Origin of the sequence: Streptomonospora sp. PA3, from assembly GCF_009728995.1 — a bacterium.
Taxonomy (GTDB): Bacteria; Actinomycetota; Actinomycetes; order Streptosporangiales; family Streptosporangiaceae; genus Streptomonospora.
Window position 1 is genome coordinate 78,968 of the sequence record NZ_VTZW01000019.1, and the last position, 25,354, is coordinate 104,321.

Consider the following 25,354-nt stretch of genomic DNA (forward strand, 5'->3'; position numbering starts at 1 on the left):
CGCATCGGGGTGTGAGCTAGGTCACGTCCCACGAGATCCAATCGAGACCGGGAACATTTGACTCTCTGACACGTTAGACATAGTGGCGTGCGAACACGGCGGGCTCCTTTACCGCCACGCGCCTGACGTCTTGGAAGGGAGGGAGGTGCCTTCATGTCGCGCACTGCCCTAGCCACTTCTCCCACGGTGGCGGAGACCGCAGACGGCAAGGATGTCGCGTCCGCGTCTCTGGACGAGCTGATCACCCGGGGGCGCTCCCAGGGACACCTGTCCCTTGCGGAGCTCCGCGCCGCGTTCACCGCGGCGGGGATCAGCCCGGCCGACGGCCGCTCCATCCTGCGCGAACTCGCCGACGCCGGCGTGCGGCTCGCCAACGGGGGCGGCGACGCCGCGGTGGAGTCCGTCGATGCAGACGCCGAGGACGAAGCGCTCGAGGAGGCGCTCGACACCGCACCCCGCGAGGCCGCCGAGGCCAAGGCCGAGGATACCGAAACCGTGAGCGCACCCGCTCACGAACCGGAGAGCCCCGAGGCCGACCTCGACGACCAGTCCCCGGCGATGGGCGACTCCGTCCACACCTACCTGAAGGCGATCGGCCGGCGCCAGCTCCTGACCGCCGAGGAGGAGGTCGACCTCGCCAAGCGCATCGAGGCCGGGCTCTACGCCGAGTACCGCCTGGGCACCATCGAGGACTCCCCCGGCCCCGAGGAGAACCTCAGCGAGGCCGACCGCGAGGACCTCACCGAGATCGCCGAGGACGGCCGCCGCGCCAAGCAGCACATGCTGGAGGCCAACCTCCGACTGGTCGTCTCGGTCGCCAAGAAGTACAGCGACCGCGGCATGTCCCTGCTGGACGTGGTGCAGGAGGGCAACCTGGGCCTGATCCGGGCGGTCGAGAAGTTCGACTACACCAAGGGCTTCAAGTTCTCCACCTACGCCATGTGGTGGATCCGCCAGGCCATACAGCGCGGTTTCGCCGACTCGGCGCGCACCATCCGGCTTCCCGTGCACGTCCTGGAGCTGCTCAGCAAGGTGAGCCGCCTGGAGCGGGACATGCACCAGAGCCTGGGCCGCGAGCCCACGCCCGAGGAACTGGCCAAGGAGCTGGACAAGTCGCCCTCGCAGATCGAGGAGCTGCTGCGGGTCACCCGCCAGCCCATCAGCCTCGACTCCACCATCGGCGAGGACGGCGAGACCCGCATCGGCGACCTCATCGAGGACATCGACGCCTCCGAGGCCTCCGAGGTGGTCGACCGCCAGCTGATGGCCGACCAGCTCCGCCGGGCGCTGGACGACCTGGAGCCGCGCGAGGCGACCATCATGTCCCTGCGGTTCGGGCTGATGGACGGGCGTCCGCGCACCCTGGACGAGATCGGCAAGCACCTCGGCCTGACCCGCGAGCGCATCCGCCAACTCGAGAAGCAGTCGCTGTCGAAGCTGCGCCACCCCAGCCGGGCCCAGCAGCTGCTCGACTTCGCGAGCTGACTCGGCCGCGGCCCCGTGCCGCGCCGACCGGTCCGCGCGACCCCGACCCCGTGCCCGCCGCCGAGCGGGCACGGGGTCTTTTCGCGCCCGCACCGGCCCGGCGCAGCGGGCGGCGACCGCGGCGGACGCCGGAAGGCGCCTCAGGGGCCCCTGAACCTCCCCCGAGATCTCCGGTCGAGGGCTGTCCGCCGGCAGGCGGTGGGCGAGAATGCGACCATGTCCGACGAAACGCCCCCCGCGCCCTCCCCCGCCCGCACCCCGGGGACCGCATCGCCCGGCTCCGACATCGCGGCCTCGCTGCGCGCCTCGCGCGAGCTGGGACCCGACTACGACGCCGCGATCGCCGACGCCATCGCCGAACGCCTCGACCGCGCGGTCGACGAGCGCGTCCGGTCGCGCCTGGCCGAGGCCGGCCTGGAGGCGAAGCGGCCCGGAGCGCCGGCGGCCCCGGAGAAGCCGGACCGCCAGGGCTGGACGCCGCGGATGACCATGGGCCTGCTGGCCATGTGCTTCGCGGTACCGATGACCGCGATATGCGGCAGCTTCATGGGCCCCGCCGGCATCGTCCTCGCGTGGGCGGGCATCCTGATCTGCTACGTCATCAGCATCGCCGGTACCCGGCGCTGACCCGCACCGGCCCCTCAGCCGCGCAGCGCGGCGCGGACGATGTCCAGCGCCTCGCCGCTGTCCAGGCCCAGCTTGGCGATCACGTCGGCATAGGTGCGGGCCGCCGCGACTGCCTCGGCGCGCTGGGCATCGCCGTCGGCGGCGATGTAGGTGCCCGAGCGGCCGCGCGTCTCGACGACGCCGGCCTGCTCCAGCTCGCGGTAGGCCCGCGCGACCGTGTTCACTGCGACGGAGAGGGTCTCGGCCAGCGCGCGCACGGTCGGCAGCTTGTAGCCCACCGGTAGCTCGCCCTTGGCGGCCTTGTTGGCCACCGCCGCCCGTATCTGCTCATACGGGGGAACCTTCGACGTCGGGTCGATCCGGATCGCGTCCGGCATCCTCGCCCCCCACTCCCTGTAACTGCGGTGCCACTGGCGTGCGCGCAACGCCTGCTCCGATACTCCCATTGCGGAGCAAGCGCCGCACGCCGTCAGACCGCGGCGGGACTGCGCGGCAGGCGCTCGATGCCGTGCAGGCGGTGGGTCTCGCGGGCCGTCAGGAGGCGCTCGGCGGTCTCGGTCGCCCACCGGACGTCAGGTGTGGCCAGCCGCTTGCGGCGGTAGATCCGGTCGGTGTAGCCGCGCGGGCCGATCAGCACCCGCTCGCGGGCGTACGCGGCGCGCATCGCCTCGGTCAGGGCCTCATCCAGCGCGACGCCGCAGTGGTGCAGCTCCTCGATGTCGGCGTCGGAGCGCTGCGCCTCGGCCAGCCGCCGCTCGGCCTCGGCCACCTCCTGGAGCAGCTGCGGAAGCCGCTCGGCCGCACGCTGGTCCTCGGCGTGGCGCTTGCGCGCGGAGTCGTCGACTTTGCGGTTTGCGAGGGCCATGTTCGCTCCCGATATGTGGTTGGGGTCCGCGGGGGATGGGTAGGGCGTGTCGGCGTCCCACTCTAGACGCGTGCAAGATCACCTCGCGAGTGTCGCGGCGCTTCGCAACGCCGCCTTTACGCAGTAATCCTAGGATCGGGGCGTGAGCCGAAACAATGCCGGTCTCAGCACCGACCGCATCATCACCGAAGCCCTGCGCATCATCGACGGCCAAGGGCTGCGCCGGTTGACCATGCGCCGCCTGGGCGACGCCCTGGAGGTGGAGGCCATGGCCATCTACCACCACTTCCCCCTGGGCAAGGAGCAGCTCTTCGACGCGATCGTGGCCTACATCAGCGACGTCTTCCGCCGTCCGGCCGGCGAGGACGAGCAGGAGGACCCGCCCGGCGAAGACGGCGAGGAGGCCGGGGACGCCGAGGAGGCCCCCGACCCGCGCCCCTGGGATGAGCGGCTGCGCACCTGGGCGCTGGACTACCGCCGAGCGCTGCTGGACCACGCCCAGGCGCTGCCGCTGTTCATCCACCGCCGCCCCGACACCGAGGCGGCCCTGCGCACCCGGGAGCTGCACTACGCCGCTTTCACCGAAGCCGGGCTCAGCGGCGCCGACGTCGTCCAGGCCGCCGCCGTCCTGGACTCCTACGTGACCGGCGCCGTCATCCACGAGGTGCGCGCCGACGGCCTCCCGGCCCAGCACCCGGCCGTTCCCGACGGGCGCTTCCCCCACGCGTCGGCGCTGCGCGGCGTCGAACTCGACCCCGAGCACCGGTTCACCCGCGGCCTGGATTCCCTGCTGGACTCACTGCGGCCCTAGATCATTGATGGGAATCGCCTTTGCCCGATACGGGTGCGGTGTCGGGCTTCCTGTCAGGAACCCCCAGGATGTTCAGGGCCCAAGCACCCCCGGGTTGCGGCAGTTGGCTGTGACGCGCGAAGCGCCCGTTGCCGCAACCCCGGTGGTGACGGCTTTCCGAGTGGTTTCGCGGAGGGTGCCTGGTCGCAGGGCCGCTACCGTGTGAGTCCCAGTTCCTGGGCGGCGATGGCGGCCTGCACGCGGCTGCGCAGGTCGAGCTTGGCCAGGATGCGGCTGACGTGGGTCTTGGCGGTGGTCTCGGTGATGCTCAGGCGCCGGGCGAGCTGGCGGTTGGACAGTCCCTCGCCCACGCAGGCCAGCACCTCGCGCTCGCGCGGCGTCAGATCGGCGAGTGCCGCGGCGGGCGGACGGGCGCGCCCGTCCGCCGCGGACGCCGACCCGGCCGCGCCGCCGCCCGAAGCGGCGAACTCCTGGATCAGCCGCCGCGTCACCGCAGGCGCGATCATGCCCTCGCCGCGCGCCACCACCCGCACCGACTCGATCAGGTCGCCGGCCTCGATGTTCTTCAACAGGAACCCGGCGGCGCCGGCGCGCAGTGCGCCGAACACGTACTCGTCGAGGTCGAAGGTCGTCAGGATCAGCACGTCGGAGCCGGTTCCGGCGAGTTCGCGAGTGGCGGTGACGCCGTCCTTGCGCGGCATCCGCACGTCCATCAGGACCACGTCGCAGCGGGTCCGGCGGGCCGCCGCCACGGCCTCCTCGCCGTCGGCGGCCTCGGCCGCCACCTCGATGTCGGGAGCGGAGTCCAAGATCATCACCAGGCCCGACCGCACCGCCCACTGGTCCTCGGCCACCACCACCCGGATCATCGCGCACCGCCCTCCTGCCCGCCGACGCCGCCGACGGCCTGTTCCGCCGCCTGGTCCACCGCGCCGCCGGCAACCCCCCGCTGCGCCTCCGGCTCGGACGCCTCGGATTCCGCGGGCGGCAGCGGGATCTCGGCCCGCACCCGCCACGTCCGCGCTCCGAGAGGGCCGGCGCTGAACCGGCCGCCGAGCAGCAGGACGCGTTCACGCATCCCGGTCAGCCCCGCGCCCGCGCCGTGGCCCTCCAGGACCGCCGCGCCCGGCGGCCCTGCGCCGTCCCGCTCCGCGGCCGCGGGGTTGGTCACCGTCAGCACCAGGTGGTCTCCGTCCACGCTGCCGGCGCGGAACTCGACGGCCACCTCCGCGCGCATCGGGTCGGCGTAGCGCAGGGCGTTGGTCAGCGACTCCTGCAGCACCCGGTAGGCGGCGGCGTCGGTGTGCGGCGGCAGCGGCCGCGCGGGCCCCGACCGGACGACCTCGACCGCCAGCCCGGCCTCGCGGGCGTCGGCGAAGAGCCGGTCGGCGTCGTCGAGCCGGGGCGTCACCGCTTCCAGCTGCGGGCTTTCGTCGGCGCCGCGCAGCACCCGGATCATGGCCCGCATGTCGGTGAGGCCGTGCAGACTGCTGTCGCGGATCACGGTCAGGATGCGGCGCGTCCGCTCGGGATCGGCCTCGCGCATCGACAGCGCCGCGGTCGACTGCACGGCGATGGCGCTGAGGTGGTTGGCGATCACGTCGTGCAGCTCGCGCGCCACCCGGCCGCGTTCCTCGGCCACGGCGTTGCGGCGGTCGAGTTCGGCCATCCGCTCGATCTGGCGGGCCCGCTCGCGCTCCAGCGCGGTCCGCCGGCGGTGCTCGCGCACACTCATCCCGCTGATCACCGGACTGGCGAAGACCAGCACGTAGAGTCCGACCCCCTGGACCACGCTCAGCGGCCCGCCGGGCAGGTATCCCCGCACCAGCGCGATCGCCAGGCCCGCGGTCACGGCCGCGCCGACCACGCAGACCACCGCCAGCACCGTGTTGGCCACCCGGGGCCGGCCCCACACGCAGGCCGCGTACAGTGCGTCGCCGTAGACGATGAGCACGGCCATCGAGGGCCCGATCGCCGCGTCGGCCGCGGCCACCAGCGTGGCCGCCCCCACGGTCGCGGCCGGGGCGGTGCGGCGGAAGACGACCACCGCGCAGACGGCCGCCAGCGTGGCCAGCAGCCACCGCGGGTCCACGCCGTCGCGCTCCACGACGGCGCCCACGGCCCACAGCACCAGACCGAGGGCCAGCAGCGACACCGACCACAGCAGGCTGCCCAGATAGGCGCGGCCGCCCAGTACGGGGCGGTCCAGCAGCTCGCGGCCCGGCAGTCGTGCTCTCACGGACTCCATCTCAGCACGTGCTGCCCGCCGATGCGTACATCCAAGGTCGTAGGGCGATCTCCTCGCCGCCGACGATGCCCGCCGCGCGCCCGCGTCCGATGCTGGGAGCGTCGAATCCGCGGCCGAGAAGGGGGCGCACGGTGATCGTCGGGCTGATCCTGGCGTGCGAGGTCATGTTCTGGGTGCTGCTGCTGGGCGGGCTGGCCGCCCGCTACCTGCTGCGCCGCACCCGGCTGAGCACCGCGCTGCTGGTGTCGGTGCCGGTGCTGGACGCGGTGCTGCTGGCGGTGATCGCCGTGCATCTGGCCTCGGGGGGCACGGCCGACGCCTCCCACGGGCTGGGCGCCCTGTACCTGGGGTTCACCGTCGCCTACGGGCACCCCATCATCAAGTGGACCGATGTGCGCTTCGCCCACCGCTTCGCCGGCGGCCCGCCGCCCGCCAAGCCGCCGAAGCGGGGCATGCCCGCGGTGCGGCGCGAGGCCGCCGCGTGGCTGCGGTGCGTGCTGGCCTGCGCGCTCGGCGCGGGCGTGCTCGGCGGGTTGATCGTGTTCGTGGGCGATCCGGCGCGCACCGCGGCCCTCGCGCAGTCGTTCTCCCCGCTGGGGACCATCCTGGTGGTGCACACGATCGCCTCGGTGTGGATCGTCGCCGAGGCGCTGCTCGGGCGCCGGGACACGGCCGGCGGCGAGGAGGGGGCAGGGGCCCGGCGCGACGCCGCCGCGAACGAAGGCTGAGCGCAGGCGCCGCGGCCCCCGGGCGTCGGGCGCCCGGGGGCCGCTGAACCGCGTGGGAGGCCGGCTGCCGGCCGGTCAGGCCGCCGTGGACTGGCGGCGCAGCTCGGCGCGCTGGGCTCGGTGCTTCTTGGCCTCGACCGGGTCGAGGACCGGCGCGGCGGCCAGCAGCTCGCGGGTGTAGTCGTGCTGGGGAGCCTCGTAGACGGTGTCGCTGTCGTTCAGCTCGACGACCTCGCCCTTGCGCATGACCGCCACCCGGTCGCTGACCTGGCGCACCACCGCCAGGTCGTGGGCGACGAAGATGTAGGTCAGGTCGAAGTCGTCCTGGAGCTCGTCCAGCAGCCGCAGGACCTGGTCCTGGGTCGAGACGTCCAGCGCCGAGACCGGTTCGTCGCAGATGACCAGCTTGGGCCGCAGGATCAGGGCCCGGGCGATCGCGATGCGCTGGCGCTGGCCGCCGGAGAAGGCGTGCGGGAACCGGTTGTAGTGGGAGGCCTCCAGCCCGACGCGCTCCAGCAGCTCCTGGACCTTGCGCTGGATCTCCTTGGTGTTGGACTCCCCCTGCACCCGCAGCCCCGCGCCGATGCTGTCGCCGATCGTCACGCGCGGGTTCAGCGACGAGTAGGGGTTCTGGAAGATCATCTGGATGTCGCGGCGCAGCGGGCGCAGCTTGTACTCGGGCAGCCGCGTGATGTCGCGGCCCTCGAAGACGATCTGGCCGGAGGTGGGCGTCAGCAGCCGGGTGATCATCCGCGACAGGGTGCTCTTGCCGGAGCCGGACTCGCCGACGATCCCCAGCGTCTCGCCCTGGTGCAGGTCGAAGGAGACGTCGTCGACGGCGTAGAAGTCGCTGGCGCGGCCCAGCAGGCCGCCGCGGACCTTGAAGCGCATCCGGGCGTTGCGCACCGACAGCAGCGGCTGCTCGGCGGACTCCGCGCTCTTCTCCGGCTTGGCGGTGGCGCCGGTGCGCTGCTGGGCGGATTCGTCCTCGACCGCGGCGGCCTGCCGGGCGGCCTTGGCCTTGAGCGCCTTCTTGGCCTGGGCGCTGAGCCCGCGGGGAGCGGACTGGGTACGCTCGGCCCGCACCTGGGCGCGCCGCTGCGCGCGGGAGACGTCCACCCGCGGCACGGCGGCCAGCAGCGACTTGGTGTAGGGGTGCTCCGGGGACGACAGGACCCGGCGGACGTCGCCGCGCTCCACGATGTCGCCGTTCTGCATCACCAGCACCTCGTCGACCGAGCCGGCCACCACCGCCAGGTCGTGGCTGACCAGGATCAGCGACATGCCCAGGTCGCTGCGCAGGTCGTCGAGCAGGTCGAGGATCTGGGCCTGGACCGTGACGTCCAGGGCGGTGGTGATCTCGTCGGCCAGCAGCACCGTGGGGTCGCACATCAGGCCCATGGCGATCAGCGCGCGCTGGCGCATGCCGCCGGAGAACTCGTGGGGGTAGGAGTTGATCCGCTTGGCGGCGTTGGGGATGCCCACCCGGTCCAGCGACTCGACGGCCCGCTTGCGGGCGTCGGCGGAGGAGGCTTCGGGCCGGTGCACCTTGTAGGCCTCGATGAGCTGGTTGCCGATGGTGTACTGCGGGTGCAGCGACGACATCGGGTCCTGGAAGACCATGGCGATGTCGTTGCCGCGCATGTTGCGGACCTGGCCGTCGGTGGCGGTGGCGAGGTTCTTGCCGACGACGGTGATGTCGCCGGTGACCTCGGCGTTGGTGCCGCGGTGCAGGCCCATCAGGGCCAGGGAGGTGGCGCTCTTGCCCGAGCCGGACTCCCCGACGATGCCCACGGCTCCGCCGGCGGGCACGTCGAAGGAGATCCCGTTCACAGCGGTGATCCGCCCCTCCAGGGTGGGGAACGTGATCCGCAGATCGCTGACGCTGACGACCGGGTCGGTCATGGCCGCCTCACCTTCGGTCCGGTTGGCCCCTGCGGGCGAGTTTGCAGAACTGGGCGCGGTACTCGACATGGTGGCATCCCCCTCAGGCGCCCACGCGCACGCGCGGGTCGACCCAGGCGTAGAGCACGTCGACGACCAGGTTGGCGATGACCACGAACACCGCGGTGAACATCGTGACGCCCAGGACCACCGGCAGGTCGCTGCCGCGGATCGCGTCGACGGCGAACTTGCCCAGCCCGGGCAGCGAGAACGTGCTCTCGGTCAGCACCGCGCCGCCCAGCATCAGCCCGAAGTCCAGGCCGAAGATGGTGATGATCGGGGTGAGTGCGGCGCGCAGGCCGTGCTTGGTGACCACGGTGCGCTCGGGCAGGCCCTTTGCGCGGGCGGTGCGGATGAAGTCCTCGCCCATGGTGTCGAGCATCCCGGCGCGCGTCAGGCGCGCGTACATCGCGGCGTAGAGGAACGCCAGCGTGACCCAGGGCAGCACCAGCCCGTGCGCCCAGGCCAGCGGGTTCTCGGTGAAGTCGGTGTAGCTGCCGCCCGGCGGGAAGATCGGCCAGTAGTAGCTCAGCAGGGCCAGGGAGACCAGGCCGGTGAAGAAGATCGGCAGCGAGACGCCGGCCAGCGCCGTCATCATGGCGGCGCGGTCCAGCAGCGACCCGCGGCGCAGCGCGGAGAGGACGCCGATCGACACACCCGCGACCAGCCAGATCACCGCCGCGCCGATCGCCAGGGAGCCGGTCACCGGCAATCTCTCCAGCAGCTGCGGCCACACCTCGGTGTTGGTCTTGAAGGAGTAGCCGAAGCACGGGGCGTCGCAGTGGATGATGTCGGTGCCGCTGTCGTACTCCTGGCCCATCACCAGCCCGGAGACGAACTCCCAGTACTGCACGGTGATCGGCTCGTCCAGATTCAGCCGCTCCTTGACCGCGGCGATCGCCTCGGGGCTGGGCGACTTGCCGATGTAGCGGGCCGCCAGCCCGTCGGAGTCGATGCCGGCCAGGCGCGGCACCAGGAAGAAGATCGCGAAGACGACCATGGTGACCACGAGCAGCAGGACGACGCCCGCGGCCAGGCGGCGGAAAATGTATCGGATCACAGCGGGCGGCCGAAGCCTTCACCTGCCTTGCTTCACGAGTGAGGTGTCCGGGTGGTGCGGCCGGCTTGTGGCCGGTCCGCACCGTCTCAGGCCGGGGCCGGCCCCCGCGCGCGGGGGCCGGCCGCGTGTGCCTGCCTACTGCTCCAGCCCGAGGGCGGAGTAGTCGTACATCTTGTATGCCTCGCTGAAGTAGACGTTGCTCAGCTCCTCGGGACGGTAGAGCAGCGCCTTCTGGTTCAGGTAGGGCAGGAAGGTCGCCGACTCCATGGCGAGCTGGTTGACCTCCGCGTAGATCTCCGCGCGGGCGGCGGGGTCCTCGGTCTGGACCGACTCGTCGAGGAGCTTGTTGACCTCCGGGTCGTCCAGCTCGGAGAGGTTGGAGTTGCCGGCCGGCTTGATGGAGTCGCCGTGCATGATCTGCGACAGGAAGCCGTAGCCGGAGGGCCAGTCGGCGCCCCAGCCGTAGGCGATGATGCCCAGCTCCTCGCGGTGGACGAACTCCGGCGAGCCCGCCTGCTCACTGGTGTAGGTGCCGGCCGGGTAGCCCTTGAGGTCGGTCTTGATGCCGTACTGCTGGAGGGCCTGCTGCAGCGCCTCGGCGGTCTTCTTCTCCTTGTCCCGGTCGGAGCGGTAGGAGATGTTGGTCGAGAAGCCGTCGGGCATGCCGCATTCCTTGAGCGCGGCCTCGACCTTCTTCTTGCTGCCCTTCTGGCCCTTGGTGCCGTAGGGGTCGATCGGCTTGTAGCCCTTGATGGAGGGCGGCAGCATGTTGGTGGCGATGTCGCCGGCGATGGTTCCGCCCCAGGCGCCCTGCATCGCGGTCTTGTCGGCGCCGTAGAGGACGGCCTCGCGGCAGGCCTTCTTGTCGAACGGCTCGACGTTGGGGTTGATCGCGAAGTACAGCAGGAAGCCGGTCTGAGGGTTGTCGGCGTTGGCCCGCAGGTCCTCGTTGCGCAGGATGTCCTGGCGGGCCGAGGCCTCGACGCCCAGGCCGGCGACGTCGACGTGCAGGTCGCCGTTGATCAGGCGCTTGTCCCGGTCGTTCTCCTCCTGCTTCCACTGCACCTGGATCTTGTCCGGGCGGTTGCGGGTCAGGGGGTCGGTCGAGGGGTCGTAGTGCTCGTTGCGGACCAGCGTGAGCGTCTGGCCGGGGGTCCACTCGCTCTCGAACTTGTAGGGACCGGTCGAGACGACGTTGGTCTGGTACTGCGTGCCGGTGTCGGCGTCGGCGGGGACCGGCGACGTCTGCGGCATGGCGGCCAGGTAGTCGAACTCGGCGAACGGCTTCTTCAGGTGGAACTTGATGGTCCGGTCGTCGGGGGTGGTGACGCCGGTGAAGTTGTCGAGGTTGTCGTCCTTGTAGGGACCCTTGTAGTCGCCGGCGTCCAGCAGCTGGAAGAAGTAGTTCGGGCCCTTGTTCAGGACCTCGGGGGCGAAGTTGCTGCGCGCGATGGCGTACTTGACGTCCTCGGAGGTGATCTTCGAGCCGTCCTGGAACTTCAGCCCCTTCTTGAGGGTGTAGGTCCAGGTCAGTCCGTCGTCACTGACCTCGCCGAGGTCGGTGGCCAGGTCGGGGATGGGCTCCTGGCCCTTGTCGCCGGGCTTCTGCGGGTAGGTCACCAGGGTGCGGGCGTACAGCCGCGTGAAGTCCCAGTTGGCGGCGTAGTAGGTGTTGCCCGGGTCGAGGGAGTCGAACTGGTCGGAGTGGGCGAGTTTGAGGGTGCCGCCCTGCTCCTTGGACTGGTCGACGATGCTGCTGATGGCGGAGTTGTCGACGGAGTAGTCGCCACCGCCCTCGCCGTTGCCGCCCCCGCCTCCGCAGGCGGACAGGAGCATCGCCACCGATGTGCCGGCGGCGGCGAGGCCCAGCCATTTCTTTCTCACTGGCGTTTGCCTTTCTCTACGCGAACCTTGGCGCGGGCACCGATCGGGTACTCGGGCGCCGGGGTGGATGGGTCCGGGGTGGGGTCAGGATTGGGTACGGGGGTCGAGCGCGTCGCGCAGACCGTCGCCGAAGAGGTTGAACGCCAGCACCGTGAGGAAGATCGCCAGACCGGGGGCCAGCATGAAGTTCGGTGCGGAGTCGTAGTAGTCGACCGCTTCGGAGAGCATGCCGCCCCACGTGGCCGTGGGCGGCTCGACGCCGACGCCGAGGAAGGACAGCGCGGCCTCGAAGAGGATGTTGGTGGGGATCAGCAGCGTGGAGTACACCAGGATCGGGGCCACCAGGTTGGGCAGCAGCTCCTTGCGGAGGATGTAGAAGTTGCTCGCCCCCAGGCTGCGCGAGGCTTCGACGAACTCCCGTTCGCGCAGGCTCAGCGTCTGGCCGCGGATGATGCGGCCGATGTAGGGCCAGTTGAAGAAGCCGATGATGAACACCAGGATCGCGATCCGCAGCGCGTTGTCCTGGAGGCCGAAGGCGGCGTCGGGCAGCACGCCCACCAGCGCCATGGCGAACAGCAGCAGCGGGAACGCCAGGAAGATGTCCATGAGGCGGCTGATCAGGGCGTCGACCCAGCCGCCGAAGTAGCCGGCGATGATGCCCATGAAGGTGCCGATGACCACCGAGACCAGGGTGGCCAGGAACCCGATGAGCATGGAGATGCGGGCGCCGTAGACGATCCGGCTGAAGATGTCGCGGCCGGTGACCGGCTCGACGCCGAAGAGGTGCTCGCCGCTCATGCCGCCCATGGGGCCCATCGGGGTGCCCAGGGCGGGGTCGATCATCTCGCGGTTCCACTGGTTGGGCGGGTGCCCCAGCAGGGAGACGATCAGCGGCGCGAACAGGGCGACCAGCGCCATCAGGACGACGAAGGCGCCGCCGGTCATCGCGACCTTGTCCTTGCGGAGCCGCATCCAGGCGATCTGGCCCAGGGAGCGGCCCCGGTCGCGCGTACCGCCGGTCTGGGCGACCGCCTCGGGTTGGGCCTCCTCGGCCGCCCCCGGTACGTCCAAAGGCGCGGTCATAGCACCACTACTCCCCCACTAGTCCCGCTCTGTGCGGCGGCACCGTCGTCTCCGTTCGAAAGGCGCCGGTGGATGCCCGGCGCTCCCGTGCGGCGGCGCGACCGGTGCGCGCGCACGCCTGGATACCGCGCTGCCACGCGGCGGGGGATTCCCCCTGGTCCGCGTGTGGCGGATGTGGCCGCCGAACCCGTAAACCGTGGACAGATGCACCGTTACCGCCGGTCCAACGCGGCACGGCGATTAATGTACGCCGCGATTAAGCACCGAACGTCCAATATCCGGTGATGTATCCCAATCGTGACGCGAGCACGACAGTTCCGTCACTTGCCGTGACCTGACCATACGCATGCACGGCAGAACCGAGTGTGCACCACATCGAGCACCGGCACCGGGGTGGCACGCCCAGGTCGGGGCCCTGCTACAGCCGGCAACCATAGTAAACGGAAAATAAGGACAAACAGCACGCCAACCGGGTAAATTCGTGCCGCTGGGCCTCAAGGTATGCGCCCGGAAGCGTCCCACCGGCGGCGAAAGCCGGTGGCGCGGGGAATTCCGTCCCCTCCGCGCCGCCGGAGGCCGTGGGAATCCTGGGGCGGAGGGGGCGGTCGCGGCGCGAGCTCGGCCCATGGGGCGTCGGTGCTGGATGCGGCGCCGCGCTCTGCCGGAGGATGCGGGAACGCGCGCGGTGGCACCCGGTGCCGCCGCAGGGGCGCGGACAGGACTCAGCCGCGGCGGACCCCGCGTCCCGCGCGCGCTCCGCCGCAGCGGCGCCGCCGCCTACTCGATCCCGTGCTTGCGCAGCAGGTCCTCGATCTCGCCGAAGTCGTCGTCGCCGCCTGCCTGCTGCTTCGCGCCGCGCCTGCTCTGGCCCTGGGCGCCGGCGGCACCGGCCGCGCCGCCGCTCGCGGAGTCGATGCCCGCCGCGGGGCGGCGGCCCTCCTCGGCGGAGGCGCGCTCACCGCCCTTGCGCACACCGACGCCGCGCGCCCGCATGACGCCCGAGACCACCCACAGCACCACGGCCAGGGCGGCTACGACGACGCCGCCCCACACGACGGGGTTGAAGGCCAGGGAGACGAAGAAGCCGACCAGGTCGGTGACGAGCCGCCAGAGGATCGTCATGAGCCCCAGCAGGCCGGCGGCCAGCGGCAGCAGCGACCACGCCACGCCGCGCAGCCCCGAGGCGGCGCCCCTGCGCCGCCAGACCACCCACGAGACGAGCAGCCCCACGACGGTGAGTGCGGCTCCCAGCATCGGACCTGCGATGGGCAACTGTTCCGGCATGCTTCCAGTCTTGCATCCGCGTCCAGCGCCCCACATCAGGCGAGTCCCCTAGGGATGTCCCGGCACCGCCCCGGGCCGGGCGCCGCGGCATCGGCTAAGCCGCGACGAGGCCCTCGATCCAGGCGAGGTCCACACCCTCCAGCGACTCCAGCACCCGCAGCCGGCCGCCGGGGGTGAAGGCGCCCCGGTCGCCGACGGCCACGGTCGCGCATCCGGCCGCCAGCGCCGAGGCCACGCCGACGGCCGAGTCCTCGAAGGCCGCGCACCGGGCGGGGTCGGCGCCCAGCAGCCTCGCGGCCTTGAGGTAGGGCGCGGGATCGGGCTTGGTCGCCTCCACCTCGTCGCCGGCGACCGAGACGTCGAAGCTGTCGACCCCGATCGCCCCGATCGCCGGCTCCACGAGCGAGCGCCGGGTCGAGGTCACCAGCGCGCAGGCCACGCTCGAGCCCGCCACGCGGGCCACCAGCTCCTTGGCCCCGGGGCGCGGCTCGGCGCCGCCGGCCAGCAGGCGGCCGAACTCCGCCTGCAGCCGGCCGGCGATTTCGTGCGCATCGGCGCGCACACCGGCCCGCTCGATCATGTAGCGGGCCACCGGCACGGCGGCGCACCCGATGTTGCGGCGGTGGTCCTCCTCGGTCCACTCGCCGCCCAGGGAGGCCGCCGCGGCCGACTCGGCCCGCCCCCACAGGTCCCCGCTGTCGATGAGGGTGCCGTCCATGTCGAAGAGGACGGCCTGCAGGGGCGAGCCGGTTGCGGTCATACGTTGAAGTATTTGGCCTCCGGGTGATGAACGACGATCGCGTCGGTGGCCTGCTCGGGAACGAGCTGGAACTCTTCGGACAACGTGACGCCGACGCGCTCGGGCTCCAGCAGCTTCATGATCTTGGCTCGGTCCTCCAGGTCCGGGCAGGCGCCGTAGCCCAGCGAGAAGCGGGCGCCGCGGTAGCCCAGCTTGAAGAACGCCTCCAGGTCGGCCGGGTCCTCGCCGGCGAAGCCCAGCTCCGCGCGGATCCGCGTGTGCCAGTACTCGGCCAGCGCCTCGGTCAACTGCACCGACAGGCCGTGCAGTTCGAGGTAGTCGCGGTAGGCGTTCTTCTCGAACAGCTCCTGGGTGGCGCGGCTGATGGCCGAGCCGACCGTGACGATCTGCAGCGGCAGCACGTCGGTCTCGCCCGACTCCTTGGGCCGGAAGAAGTCGGCCAGGCAGAGGTGCCGGTCGCGGCGCTGGCGCGGGAAGGTGAAGCGGGTCCGCTCGGCCCCGTCCTCGTCCAGCACCACCAGGTCGTCGCCCTCGCTGTAGCAGGGGAAGTAGCCGTAGACCACCGCGGCCTCCAGCAGGCCCTCGGTCTGGATGCGGTCCAGCCAGGCGCGCATGCGCGGCCGGCCCTCGGTCTCGACCAGCTCCTCGTAGCTGGGCCCGCCGCCCTTCTTGGAGCCCTTGAGGCCCCACTGGCCCATGAAGGTGGCCCGCTCGTCCAGGTAGGAGGTGTAGTCGGCCAGCGGGATGCCCTTGCTGATCCGGTCGCCCCAGAACGGCGGCGTGGGCACCGGGTTGTCGGTGGCCACGTCGCTGCGCGCCGGCATGTCCTCGGGCGCGGTGACCTGCAGCTTGGCGCCGCCCTTGACCTTGCGCTTGCGCAGCTCGGGCAGCTCGGCGCCCTCGACGCCGCGCTTGACGGCCATGAAGGCGTCCATCAGGCGCAGCCCCTCGAAGGCGTCGCGGGCGTAGCGCACCTGGCCGTCGAACACCTCGGAGAGGTCCTCCTCGACGAAGGACCGGGTGAGGGCCGCACCGCCCAGCAGCACCGGGTACTGCTCGGAGATCCCGCGGGAGTTCATCTCCTCCAGGTTCTCCTTCATGATCACGGTGGACTTCACGAGGAGGCCGGACATCCCGATGACGTCGGCCTTCTGCTCCTCGGCGGTCTCCAGGATGGCCGAGACCGGCTGCTTGATGCCGAGGTTGACGACGTCGTAGCCGTTGTTGGAGAGGATGATGTCGACGAGGTTCTTGCCGATGTCGTGCACGTCGCCCTTGACGGTGGCGAGCACGATGCGGCCCTTGCCGTCGTCGTCGCTCTTCTCCATGTGCGGTTCGAGGTAGGCCACGGCCGACTTCATCGTCTCGGCGGACTTCAGCACGAACGGCAGCTGCATCTCGCCCGAGCCGAACAGGTCGCCGACGACCTTCATCCCGGCCAGCAGCGTGTCGTTGACGATCTCCAGGGCCGGCTTCTCGGCCAGCGCCGCCTCGAGGTCGTCCTCCATGCCGTTCATCTCGCCGTCGATGATGCGGCGCTCCAGGCGCTCCCACAGCGGCAGCTTGGCCAGCTCGTCGGCGCGCGAGGCCTTCAGGGCCTGGGCGTCGACGCCTTCGAACAGGTCGAGGAACTTCGCCAGCGGGTCGTAGTCCTCGGTGCGCCGGTCGTAGATCATGTCCAGCGCGACCTGGCGCTGCTCCTCGGGGATCCGGTTCATCGGCAGGATCTTGGAGGCGTGCACGATGGCCGAGGTCAGCCCCGCCTCCATGCACTCGTGCAGGAACACCGAGTTCAGCACGATGCGCGCGGCCGGGTTGAGGCCGAAGGAGAGGTTGGACAGGCCCAGGGTGGTCTGCACGCCCGGGTGGCGCCGGTTGATCTCGCGGATGGCCTCGATGGTCTCCAGGCCGTCGCGGCGGGTCTCGTCCTGCCCGGTGCCGATGGGGAAGGTCAGCGCGTCGATGATGATGTCCTCAAGGCGCATCCCCCACTCGTTGGTGAGCTCCTCGATGAGGCGGTCGGCCACGCGCACCTTCCACTCGGCGGTGCGGGCCTGTCCGTCCTCGTCGATGGTCAGCCCGACCACCGCGGCGCCGTGCTCCTTGATGACCGGCATCAGGCGCTTGATCTTGGAGTCGGGGCCGTCGCCGTCCTCGTAGTTGACGGAGTTGATCACCGCGCGGCCGCCCAGCATCTCCAGTCCGGCCTCGATGACCGGGGGCTCGGTGGAGTCGAGCATGATCGGCAGCGTCGAGGCGGTCGCCAGGCGCGAGGCCAGCTCGCGCATGTCGGCGGTGCCGTCGCGGCCGACGTAGTCGACGTTGAGGTCGAGCATGTGGGCGCCGTCGGCGATCTGGTCGCGGGCGATCTCCACGCAGTCGTCGTAGCGGCCCTCGACCATCGCCTCGCGGAACTTCTTGGATCCGTTGGCGTTGGTGCGCTCGCCCACGGCCAGGTAGCTGGTGTCCTGGCGGAAGGGGACGCTCTGGTAGAGGGACGCCGCCGCGGCCTCGGTGACCGGCTTGCGGTTCTTCACGCCGCGGCCGCCGACGCGCTCGACGACGTGGCGCAGGTGCTCGGGCGTGGTGCCGCAGCAGCCGCCGGCGATGTTGAGGCCGAACTCGCCGGTGAAGGAGTCGTGGGCGTCGGCCAGCTCGCTGGGCTGCAGCGGGTAGACGGCGCCGTCCTTGCCCAGCTCGGGCAGCCCGGCGTTGGGCATGCAGGAGATGGGCACCCGCGAGTGCTGGGAGAGGTAGCGCAGGTGCTCGCTCATCTCGGCGGGGCCGGTGGCGCAGTTGATTCCGATGACGTCGATGCCCAGCGGCTCCAAGGAGGTCAGCGCGGCGCCGATCTCCGAGCCCAGCAGCATGGTTCCGGTGGTCTCGATGGTCACCTGGGCGATGATGGGCACGTCGGCGCCCTTCGCGCGCCGCGCCCGCTGGGCGGCGACCACTGCGGCCTTGGTCTGCAGCAGGTCCTGGCAGGTCTCGATGAGGATGGCGTCGGCTCCGCCCTCGATGAGACCGGTGTGGCACTGCTCGTAGTAGTCGCGGATGGTGGCGAAGTCGACGTGGCCGAGGGAGGGGAGCTTGGTCCCGGGCCCGGCCGAGCCCAGGACGTATCGGGGATGGTCGGGGGTGGAGTACTCGTCGGCGACCTCGCGGGCCAGGCGGGCGCCGGCCGCGGCGAGCTCGTAGGTGCGTTCGGGGATGTCGTATTCTCCGAGCGCGGCGTAGTTCGTGCCGAAGGTGTTGGTCTCGACGCAGTCGACGCCGACGTCGAAGAAGGCCGCATGCGTGGATCGGACCACGTCCGGCCGAGTCACATTGAGGATCTCGTTGCAGCCTTCGAGCCCGTTGAAGTCGTCGAGGTCGAGATCATGGGCCTGAAGCATCGTGCCCATCGCGCCGTCAGCGATGATGACACGTTGGGCGAGGGCATCACGGAAGGAGAGTCGAGAACTCATAATCTTCAACTGTAGTGTCGGCCGTCCGCTGCTGCCGGGTGCGGGGGTCCTCCCTTGGCATGCCCGCAGTAAAAGCGCAGGTCAGACGGTACGGTTTTAGCGCCGCAACACCGCGGGGCACGCTGCGGAATGAACGCGGGGCGCTGATCGGTTATGCCCTTCGGGCCCGTGGCCATAGGGTGGTCATGGTCCGACGCGCGAGTCGCGCGGCCGGGCGGCCGGTTGGCTGTCGCCGCCGCGGGGACTCGTGGTAGGGCTGGATTGCGCGTGGGGGTCATGCGCGATCATCCGACGACTGACCCGGATCGCGCACGCGGACCGGGAAACGTGAGGAGGCGGTCAGTGGCCGAGCTCGACAGCGCGCCCGAGCTCGTCGAGCCTGTCATGGTTGCCGCGTTCGAGGGCTGGAACGACGCCGGCGAGGCCGCGAGCGCGGTCATCGAGCACCTGGCCTCGGCCTGGGACGCCGACGAGCTGCTGGCTCTGCAGCCCGACGACTACTACGACTTCCAGGTCTCGCGCCCGCGCGCGACCATCGTCGACGGCGAGCACCGGGGTATCTCCTGGCCGACCACGCGAGTGTCGATCGCCCGCCCCCAGGGCGCGCGCAACGACGTGGTGCTGGTCAGCGGCCCCGAGCCCAACATGCGCTGGCGGGGGTTCGCCGGCGACCTGCTGTCCATCGCCCGCGAACTGGGCGTGCGCCGCATCGTGCTGGTGGGCGCACTGCTGGCCGACTCCCCCCACACCCGCCCGGTCCCGGTGACCGGCACCACCTCCCCCAGTGCGCTGCGCGGCTCGCTGCACCTGGACCCCACCTCCTACGAGGGCCCCACCGGCATCCTCGGCGTGCTGCACGACGTCTTCGACTCCGCCGGGCTGGAGGCCGTGTCGCTGTGGGCGGCCGTGCCGCACTACGTCGCCCAGCCGCCGTGCCCCAAGGGCACCCTGGCGCTGCTGCGCCGCGTCGAGGACGTGCTCGATCTCACCGTGCCCATGGGCGACCTCCCCGAAGAGGCGCGCGCCTGGGAGCGCGGCGTCGACGAACTGGCCTCCGAGGACGACGACATCGCCGGCTACGTCCGCAGCCTGGAGGAGGCCAAGGACGCCGCCGACCTCCCCGAGGCGACCGGCGAGGCCATCGCCCGCGAGTTCGAGCGCTACCTCAAGCGGCGGGGCCGCGGCTGAGGGGTTTTCGAACCCCGGCGCGGCTCGGGCCGCGCCGGCGGCCGGGCCCCGGCCGCTCCCGGCGAGCGTGCGGGAACGCGCTCAGGGCCCAATCCGCCGCCACTCGCCGGTGGCCAGCACCGCGGCCCACGCCGCGGCGATACGGGCCAGGCCGCGGCGGACCTCGTCGACGACCGCGGGCGCCAGCAGCTCCAGCGGGTCCTCGGCGGGTTCCAGCCGCACGGTGACCCGCAATCCGTCGAGGATCCGCTGGCCGCGCGCGATCGCCTCGGTGTCGGGCGCGCTTCCCGCGGCCCGCCGCAGCAGCGCCGCCATGGCGTCGCGCAGCGAGACCGCCTCCTCGAAGTCGGCCATGGTGATGGGGATGCTCCCCTCGGCCACCAGCCGGTGCCGGCGCAGGAAGGCGGCAAGGTCGGCGCGGTCGGCCAGGTCGTCGCCCGTCGCGACGAACGCCTGGATGAGTGCTGCTGCGGAGCTCTGGTCTGTGGGGGTGGTCATGGTCACCATCCCACCACGGGTCATCCGCCGCTTCCGCCCGCGAAGGCGGCCGCGTCCGCATGTGGCCGCGGCCGACCGCGCGGCGCGCCTCAAGCCGGGGCGGCGGCGCATCGACGCGATCGCGGCGCCCTCCGCGAAGGCGCGGGTGGGCCTTCGGCCGCCGGGCGGCGCCCGTCCGCCCCGCCGCCCGGCGGCCGGCGCCGCGGGCGTCAGCCGCCGCGGCGACTCACAGCCGCACGCCCAGCAGGGTGTCGGCGGTGTCGCGCATCAGCGCCGGCGCCGCGGGGTCGTCGCCGCCTCCGGCCAGGGCGGCCCCGGCCCAGTCGTCGAGGGCGGCCACCGCGGCGGCGGTGTCGAGGTCGTCGGCCAGGGCCGCGCGCACGCGCTCCAGGGCGGGCATCGCGTCGGGGCCGGTGAGCAGGTCGGCGGCCGCGCGCCAGCGCCCCAGCCGCCGGAGTCCCTCCTCCAGCACGTCCTCGCTCCACTGCCAGGCGGTGCGGTAGTGGTGGGGCAGCATGGCCAGCCGCACCGCCATCGGGTCCATACCCCGCTTGCGCAGCGTGGACGCGAACACCAGGTTGCCGCGCGACTTCGACATCTTCTCGCCGTCGAGCCCTACCATGCCCACGTGCATGTAGGTGCGCGCGTGGGGACCGCTGCCGGTGGCGCTGCGGGCCTCGGCGGCGCCCATCTCGTGGTGGGGGAAGACCAGGTCGTCGCCGCCGCCGTTGAGGTCGAAGCCCATGCCCAGCTCGTTGAGCGAGATGGCGCTGCACTCGACGTGCCAGCCGGGGCGGCCCCGCCCCATCCGGGTGTCCCAGGCGGGTTCGCCCGGCCGCTCGGCACGCCACAGCAGCCAGTCCAGCGGGTCCTTCTTGCCGGGGCGCTGGGGGTCGCCGCCGCGCTCGGGGAACAGCTCCAGCATCTGCTCCCGGCCCAGGCCGCTGACCTCGCCGAACTTGGCGGCTTCGGCGACGGAGAAGTAGATGTCGCCGTCGAGTTCGTAGGAGGCTCCGGCGGCGCGGACCCGGTCGACGAAGTCGGCGATCAGCTGCACCGACTCCACGACGCCCACATAGGCGCGGGGCGGCAGGATGCGCAGGGCGGCCATGTCCTCGCGGAAGACCTGGATCTCCTGCTCGGCCAGCTCGCGCCAGTCCTGGCCGTTGGCCTGCGCACGCTCCAGGAGGGGGTCGTCCACGTCGGTGACGTTCTGCACGTAGTCGACCCGGTGTCCGGCGTCGCGCAGCGCCCGCACCACCAGGTCGAAGGTCAGGTAGGTGAAGGCGTGTCCGAGGTGGGCGGCGTCGTAGGGCGTGATCCCGCAGACGTACATCCGGGCCGTGGGGCCGGGATCGAGGGGGCGGACGGCGCCCGAGACGGTGTCGTGGACGCGGAGCGGACCGCCGTTGCCGGGCAGGCGGACGAGGTCGGGAGCGGGCCATGAACGCATAGGACGAGGATATCGGCCCGTTTCGGGGCGGAAGGCCCGGACTCACCGAAGTGTCCGGGCCGCGCGCCCGACGCGCTCACACCCGTGCTCACACCCTGCGGTGTGCCGCGGCGATCAGGGCGATGCCGGCCGCCGCCGCCAGGGCGCACAACGCGGCCAGCTCCTCGTTGCCGGCGCGCCAGTGCAGCACGGCGGCGGGCAGGGCCACGATGTACAGCAGCCAGTAGGCGGCCCGCTCCGGCAGGCGGGACCGCCCCGGCCGCCGCCCGGCGGGGCCGGATGCGGCAGGGCTCCGGTCCGCGCCGCTGCGGGGGCGCCGGCTGTCGTCGCCCAACCGCGCGCGTCGCGATATCACGGCGGCATCGTCTTCCCTTCGCCCGTCGGACGGGCTCGCTCGGCAGCTCCTCCGGTGGGGAGGGCGTCGGCGGATCCGTGACGGTCCGGCCCACGGGCCGGTCGGCGCCAGCTCCGACACAGGTCGGACGCCCACCGCGGACGTCTGGTTTACCCGCGAGGCAAGCGCCGGTGCCCAGCTCAACCGCGGAGGGCGGCGCGGCCGGGCCGCCGGCGAACGGACCGGCGCGGTGCAGCGGCGGCGATGGGCGGCAACGCCGCTTCAGCGGACCAGGTACCAGGCCGCGGGGTCGCCCGGGCGGTCGGTGAAGGCATAGCGCAGGGTGTCGCGCCCGCAGGCGATGAGCGTGATGGAGGAGGTCGCCCACACCCGCCCGTCGCCGAGCTCGGAGCGGGCGATGAGCGAGGACGGGTCGTCGGTGCGCTCGCCGAAGCCCGCCGTGCGGGCGTCGCCGTGCGCCGCCTCGTCGAGCAGGGCGGGCCACCGGCCCCAGATCGCCGCCGCGGAGGCGGCTTCGGCGAGCTCATCGGCCGCCGGGTCGGGGCGGGTGCGCGCGAACGCCGGGCCGTGGCGGCGGGCGCGCGGCGCTTGCGCGTCGGAGCCGGAGTTGACCAGGACGGTGACGCCGGCCGCGAGGGGGTGTTCGCTCAGCCCGCTGCCGTCCCAGGAGTGCAGCACCGCCCGATCGGGATCGGCCACCAGCAGGTGGAAGGGGTCGTAGTGCCGCGCTCGGGCGGAGTCGAGATCGAGCTTTCCCCGCTCGGCCGCCGCCAACGGCAGCCGGCCCCGGCTGTATCGGGCGGTGCCGGGCGGCACGGTGGTGTCGGTCAGCGACGCGGTGCGTCCCGATCGCAGGCGGCCGCCGGCCTCGGCGGCACCGGCACCGGGTACGGCCGAGCCCGGCGGGAGGCCGTTGAGTACCGCGGCCACACACGGCGCGCCCGGCGCCCCCGCGCCGCCGCGGCCGGACCGGGTTCGGGGACCGGCGCGGCGCGCGGCCAGCCAGGTGCCGCCCTCGCGGACGTCGCGCCCGCCCAGCAGGTCGGGGCGGTCGGGCCAGTGCGCCGCCGGGGGCAGCCAGGCGCGGTCGAGCATCTCGTCGCGGACAGCGGCCAGCACCAGCGGCGTCGACGCCTCCGGATCGAAGCCGACGATCACCGTGCACATATCGCCTCCACTTCCGCGCGGCGCCCGCACCGGCCGCCCGGGGGATCCGCACACGTGACCAACGCGCCCGCACGGCGCCGTGTTCCGCCACCGGCCCGGCCCGGCGGTGGAACCCGCGGCACCGTCCGCGCATCGAAGCCGTCGTGCACCCACCGATGAGGCTCACGGCGATAACGCTCGACTGCCCCGATCCCGAGGCGCTGGCCGCCTTCTACCAGCAGGCCACCGGGCTCGAACCCGCCGACGGGTCCGGCCCCGACTTCGCCGCGATCACCGGCGGCGGCCTCTTCCTCGGCTTCCAGCGCGTCGAGGACTACCGGCCTCCGCGCTGGCCCGGCCAATCCGTCCCGCAGCAGATCCACCTCGACTTCGCGGTCGGCGACCTCGACGAAGCCGAGCGCCGGCTTCTGGGGCTCGGGGCGCGAAAGCCCGCGGCGCAGCCGGCCGAGCAGAGGTGGCGGGTCCTGACCGATCCGGCCGGCCACCCCTTCTGCCTGACTCGGGAGTGAGGGCGCACAGGGGCGCAGCACAGGGCGCACCTGTGCGAACCTCGGTGCATGGTGCGGACGCGTGTGGAGATCAGGGCCGTCGTCGTCGACTGCCGCTCGCCGGAGCGGTTGGCCGAGTTCTGGTCGCAGGTGCTCGACCGGCCGGTCGGTGCGCGAATCGGCCCCTACGTGCTGCTGGAGCACGGCGCGGGGCCGCAGGTGGTGTTCCAGCGGGTCGAGGCGGTCGGATCGGGCAAGAACCGCGTCCACCTGGACCTGTCCTGCCCCGATCCCGCCGCCGAGCAGCGGCGGATCGAGGCGCTGGGCGGTCGGCGCCTGCCCGAGTACGCCGACGGCGGCTTCCTGGTCATGGCCGACCCCGAAGGCAACGAGTTCTGCCTCCTGCCGGAAGGCCCCTTCGACATCGACGACCAGGGGCGGGCCGATTACCTGCCCGGCTGACGGCCGCCCGGCCGCTGAACCGGTGCCGCCCCGCCCGCGCCCCGACTGTGCGGCTTACACCGGCGGCCAGGGGACGGCCGGCCAGTCGGGGGGCGGGTAGGGATGGACCTTGTGGTGGCGCAGCAGCTCGACGCGCTGCAGCACCGCGTAGGCCTCCGGCTCGGTCAGGTGGCGCCGCAGCTCGGCGGCGACCGGGCTGTCCGGGTCGCGCAACCGCTCCTCCAGCACGCCCAGGCCTGCCAGCGCCTCGTCGGTCAGCGGCTCGCCCTGCCACTGCCACAGCACCGTGCGCAGCTTGTACTCCTCGGCGAAGGAGACGCCGTGGTCGCAGCCGTAGAGGTGGCCGGCGGGGGTGGGCAGCAGGTGCCCGACCTTGCGGTCGGAGTTGTTGATGACGGCGTCGAAGACGGCCATGCGGCGCAGCCCGAGGTGCCTGGTGTCGCGGGCGAGCTCGACGAGGTCGATCGTGGTGTCGCCGTCGATCCACAGCTGCACCATGCCTTCGCCGAAGGGGCCGTCGCGGTAGACCGTCGGCGGAACGATGTCCCACCCCAGGGCGTCGGAGACGGCGAAGGCCGACAGCTCGCGGCCGGCCAGGGTGCCGTCGGGGAAGTCCCACAGAGGGCGCTCGCCGGCGACGGGTTTGTAGACGCAGCCGGCCTCGGCGCCGCCCATGGAGACGGTGCAGTACAGGGTGGCGTTGGACGCCTCGGTCAGCCGCCCGACCGGCCGCAGCTCGCCCGTGCTGAGCAGCTCCAAGGCGTCGGTGGTCGACAGCCCTTCGAACGACGCGGTCATGGCCCCCGTCCTCGTAGCGGTCCCGCTTGCTCCGCAGCTCTCACACTCCGCCGGGCTTGTACCCGTTCTGGCGGGGGCAGATGTGCCCGGCCGGGTCGAGGGGCTGACCGCACAGGGGGCAGTTCGGCCGGCCCGCCGCCACCACCTTCATCGCCCGGCCCGCGAAGGCGCGCGCGGACGCCGCCGTCAGGTGCACCCGCAGTACGTCGCGGCCCTCCGGTGCGTCCTCGGCGAAGACCTCGACGTCCTCCTCGTCCTCGGCCTCGGTCTCCTCGATCTCCTGGGCCTCGATGATCACGCGCGCCGACTCGGCGTCCCAGGCCAGCGCGAGGGTGCCCACCCGGAAATCCTCCTCGATGGGCTGCTCCAGGGGTCCGTCGTCCTGCTCCGCCGCCTCGCCGGACTCCAGCGGCTCGCCGAAACGCTGCCGCACCTCCTCCAGCAGCTCCTCGATGCGCTCGGCCAGTGCGGACACCTGGGCCTTCTCCACCACGGCATTGGTGACCCGGCCGCCGCCGGTGGCCTGCAGGAAGAAGGTGCGGTCCCCCGGTTGCCCCACCGTTCCTGCGACGAAGCGGTCCGGAGGGTCGTATTCGAACACGGACATGCCATGAACCCTAGAGGATCGCGGTCGGGCTCGCGATCCGCCCGCCCGTCACCCGCCACCACCCCCAACGGAGGCGCCCCGCGCCACCCCCC

Annotated in this window: 24 protein-coding genes; 7 read left to right on the plus strand and 17 right to left on the minus strand. The window is 72.2% G+C overall.

The features are described from left to right. The first annotated feature begins 153 nt into the window (after positions 1 to 153). Positions 154 to 1,485 carry an RNA polymerase sigma factor gene (locus tag FZ103_RS19785; protein ID WP_156003242.1) on the plus strand — a complete coding sequence of 444 codons (1,332 nt, stop codon included), beginning with the start codon at positions 154 to 156 and terminating at the stop codon, positions 1,483 to 1,485. Between the two features lie 216 nt (positions 1,486 to 1,701). Further along, positions 1,702 to 2,112 (plus strand): hypothetical protein, encoded by a 411-nt coding sequence (locus tag FZ103_RS19790; protein WP_222936806.1) that lies wholly within the window; start codon positions 1,702 to 1,704, stop codon positions 2,110 to 2,112. Positions 2,113 to 2,126: 14 nt separating this feature from the next. On the opposite strand, the gene FZ103_RS19795 is transcribed toward FZ103_RS19790, so the two are convergent. After that, a complete protein-coding gene (locus FZ103_RS19795) occupies positions 2,127 to 2,489 on the minus strand; it encodes a GntR family transcriptional regulator (RefSeq protein ID WP_156003245.1) in 363 nt (120 codons plus the stop codon). Positions 2,490 to 2,581: 92 nt separating this feature from the next. Next, entirely contained in the window at positions 2,582 to 2,977 is a 396-nt protein-coding gene (locus tag FZ103_RS19800) for a hypothetical protein (protein WP_156003248.1), read from the minus strand. Positions 2,978 to 3,119: 142 nt separating this feature from the next. On the opposite strand from FZ103_RS19800, the gene FZ103_RS19805 reads away from it, so the two are divergent. Continuing rightward, a complete protein-coding gene (locus FZ103_RS19805) occupies positions 3,120 to 3,788 on the plus strand; it encodes a TetR/AcrR family transcriptional regulator C-terminal domain-containing protein (RefSeq protein ID WP_186356563.1) in 669 nt (222 codons plus the stop codon). 194 nt (positions 3,789 to 3,982) lie between these two features. Here the strand turns inward: FZ103_RS19805 and FZ103_RS19810 are convergent, their stop codons facing one another. Next, a complete protein-coding gene (locus FZ103_RS19810) occupies positions 3,983 to 4,657 on the minus strand; it encodes a response regulator transcription factor (protein WP_156003251.1) in 675 nt (224 codons plus the stop codon). Further along, entirely contained in the window at positions 4,654 to 6,036 is a 1,383-nt protein-coding gene (locus tag FZ103_RS19815) for a histidine kinase (protein WP_156003254.1), read from the minus strand. The genes FZ103_RS19810 and FZ103_RS19815 overlap by 4 nt, the downstream gene beginning before the upstream one ends. Positions 6,037 to 6,167: 131 nt before the next feature. Between FZ103_RS19815 and FZ103_RS19820 the strand changes: the two genes are divergently transcribed. Beyond that, on the plus strand, positions 6,168 to 6,764 hold the full coding sequence (locus FZ103_RS19820) for a hypothetical protein (protein WP_186356564.1): 597 nt from the start codon (positions 6,168 to 6,170) through the stop codon (positions 6,762 to 6,764). 75 nt (positions 6,765 to 6,839) lie between these two features. Here the strand turns inward: FZ103_RS19820 and FZ103_RS19825 are convergent, their stop codons facing one another. From FZ103_RS19825 to metH, 7 genes are all read right to left on the minus strand, one after another. Then, positions 6,840 to 8,669: an ABC transporter ATP-binding protein gene (locus FZ103_RS19825; RefSeq protein WP_222936807.1), complete on the minus strand. Its 1,830-nt coding sequence runs from the start codon at positions 8,667 to 8,669 to the stop codon at positions 6,840 to 6,842. A gap of 82 nt (positions 8,670 to 8,751) precedes the next feature. Further along, positions 8,752 to 9,768: an ABC transporter permease gene (locus tag FZ103_RS19830; RefSeq protein WP_186356565.1), complete on the minus strand. Its 1,017-nt coding sequence runs from the start codon at positions 9,766 to 9,768 to the stop codon at positions 8,752 to 8,754. Positions 9,769 to 9,903: 135 nt separating this feature from the next. Continuing rightward, positions 9,904 to 11,652, minus strand: coding sequence for an ABC transporter substrate-binding protein (locus FZ103_RS19835; RefSeq protein WP_343233614.1), 1,749 nt, complete (start codon positions 11,650 to 11,652; stop codon positions 9,904 to 9,906). Between the two features lie 84 nt (positions 11,653 to 11,736). Further along, positions 11,737 to 12,735 (minus strand): ABC transporter permease, encoded by a 999-nt coding sequence (locus FZ103_RS19840; protein WP_156003263.1) that lies wholly within the window; start codon positions 12,733 to 12,735, stop codon positions 11,737 to 11,739. A 777-nt stretch (positions 12,736 to 13,512) separates the two neighbouring features. After that, positions 13,513 to 14,019 (minus strand): cellulose synthase, encoded by a 507-nt coding sequence (locus tag FZ103_RS19845; RefSeq protein WP_156003266.1) that lies wholly within the window; start codon positions 14,017 to 14,019, stop codon positions 13,513 to 13,515. 94 nt (positions 14,020 to 14,113) lie between these two features. Beyond that, positions 14,114 to 14,779 carry an HAD family phosphatase gene (locus FZ103_RS19850; RefSeq protein WP_156003269.1) on the minus strand — a complete coding sequence of 222 codons (666 nt, stop codon included), beginning with the start codon at positions 14,777 to 14,779 and terminating at the stop codon, positions 14,114 to 14,116. Next, positions 14,776 to 18,246 carry a methionine synthase gene (gene metH / locus FZ103_RS19855; RefSeq protein ID WP_156003272.1) on the minus strand — a complete coding sequence of 1,157 codons (3,471 nt, stop codon included), beginning with the start codon at positions 18,244 to 18,246 and terminating at the stop codon, positions 14,776 to 14,778. Before metH ends, FZ103_RS19850 begins: the two co-directional genes overlap by 4 nt. Before the next feature lie 342 nt (positions 18,247 to 18,588). On the opposite strand from metH, the gene FZ103_RS19860 reads away from it, so the two are divergent. After that, entirely contained in the window at positions 18,589 to 19,434 is an 846-nt protein-coding gene (locus FZ103_RS19860) for a PAC2 family protein (RefSeq protein WP_186356566.1), read from the plus strand. Between the two features lie 81 nt (positions 19,435 to 19,515). On the opposite strand, the gene FZ103_RS19865 is transcribed toward FZ103_RS19860, so the two are convergent. From FZ103_RS19865 to FZ103_RS19880, 4 genes are all read right to left on the minus strand, one after another. Continuing rightward, the gene (locus tag FZ103_RS19865; RefSeq protein ID WP_156003278.1) at positions 19,516 to 19,932 is read right to left on the minus strand and encodes an ABATE domain-containing protein; all 417 of its coding nucleotides are present in this window, start codon (positions 19,930 to 19,932) and stop codon (positions 19,516 to 19,518) included. 226 nt (positions 19,933 to 20,158) lie between these two features. Further along, positions 20,159 to 21,385 (minus strand): cysteine--1-D-myo-inosityl 2-amino-2-deoxy-alpha-D-glucopyranoside ligase, encoded by a 1,227-nt coding sequence (gene mshC / locus FZ103_RS19870; RefSeq protein WP_156003281.1) that lies wholly within the window; start codon positions 21,383 to 21,385, stop codon positions 20,159 to 20,161. A gap of 88 nt (positions 21,386 to 21,473) precedes the next feature. Beyond that, entirely contained in the window at positions 21,474 to 21,740 is a 267-nt protein-coding gene (locus FZ103_RS19875) for a hypothetical protein (RefSeq protein ID WP_156003284.1), read from the minus strand. Positions 21,741 to 22,001: 261 nt separating this feature from the next. Beyond that, positions 22,002 to 22,907 (minus strand): NRDE family protein, encoded by a 906-nt coding sequence (locus FZ103_RS19880; protein WP_156003289.1) that lies wholly within the window; start codon positions 22,905 to 22,907, stop codon positions 22,002 to 22,004. Between the two features lie 143 nt (positions 22,908 to 23,050). Here FZ103_RS19880 and FZ103_RS19885 point away from each other — a divergent pair, with 143 nt between their 5' ends. Then, positions 23,051 to 23,416 (plus strand): VOC family protein, encoded by a 366-nt coding sequence (locus tag FZ103_RS19885; protein ID WP_343233615.1) that lies wholly within the window; start codon positions 23,051 to 23,053, stop codon positions 23,414 to 23,416. Positions 23,417 to 23,464: 48 nt separating this feature from the next. After that, positions 23,465 to 23,857 (plus strand): VOC family protein, encoded by a 393-nt coding sequence (locus FZ103_RS19890; protein ID WP_156003291.1) that lies wholly within the window; start codon positions 23,465 to 23,467, stop codon positions 23,855 to 23,857. 54 nt (positions 23,858 to 23,911) lie between these two features. Here the strand turns inward: FZ103_RS19890 and FZ103_RS19895 are convergent, their stop codons facing one another. Together FZ103_RS19895 and FZ103_RS19900 are read right to left on the minus strand one after the other, a co-directional pair. Continuing rightward, a complete protein-coding gene (locus tag FZ103_RS19895) occupies positions 23,912 to 24,655 on the minus strand; it encodes an SCO1664 family protein (RefSeq protein WP_156003293.1) in 744 nt (247 codons plus the stop codon). Between the two features lie 40 nt (positions 24,656 to 24,695). Beyond that, positions 24,696 to 25,262, minus strand: coding sequence for a DUF3090 domain-containing protein (locus FZ103_RS19900; protein ID WP_156003296.1), 567 nt, complete (start codon positions 25,260 to 25,262; stop codon positions 24,696 to 24,698). Positions 25,263 to 25,354: the final 92 nt, after the last annotated feature.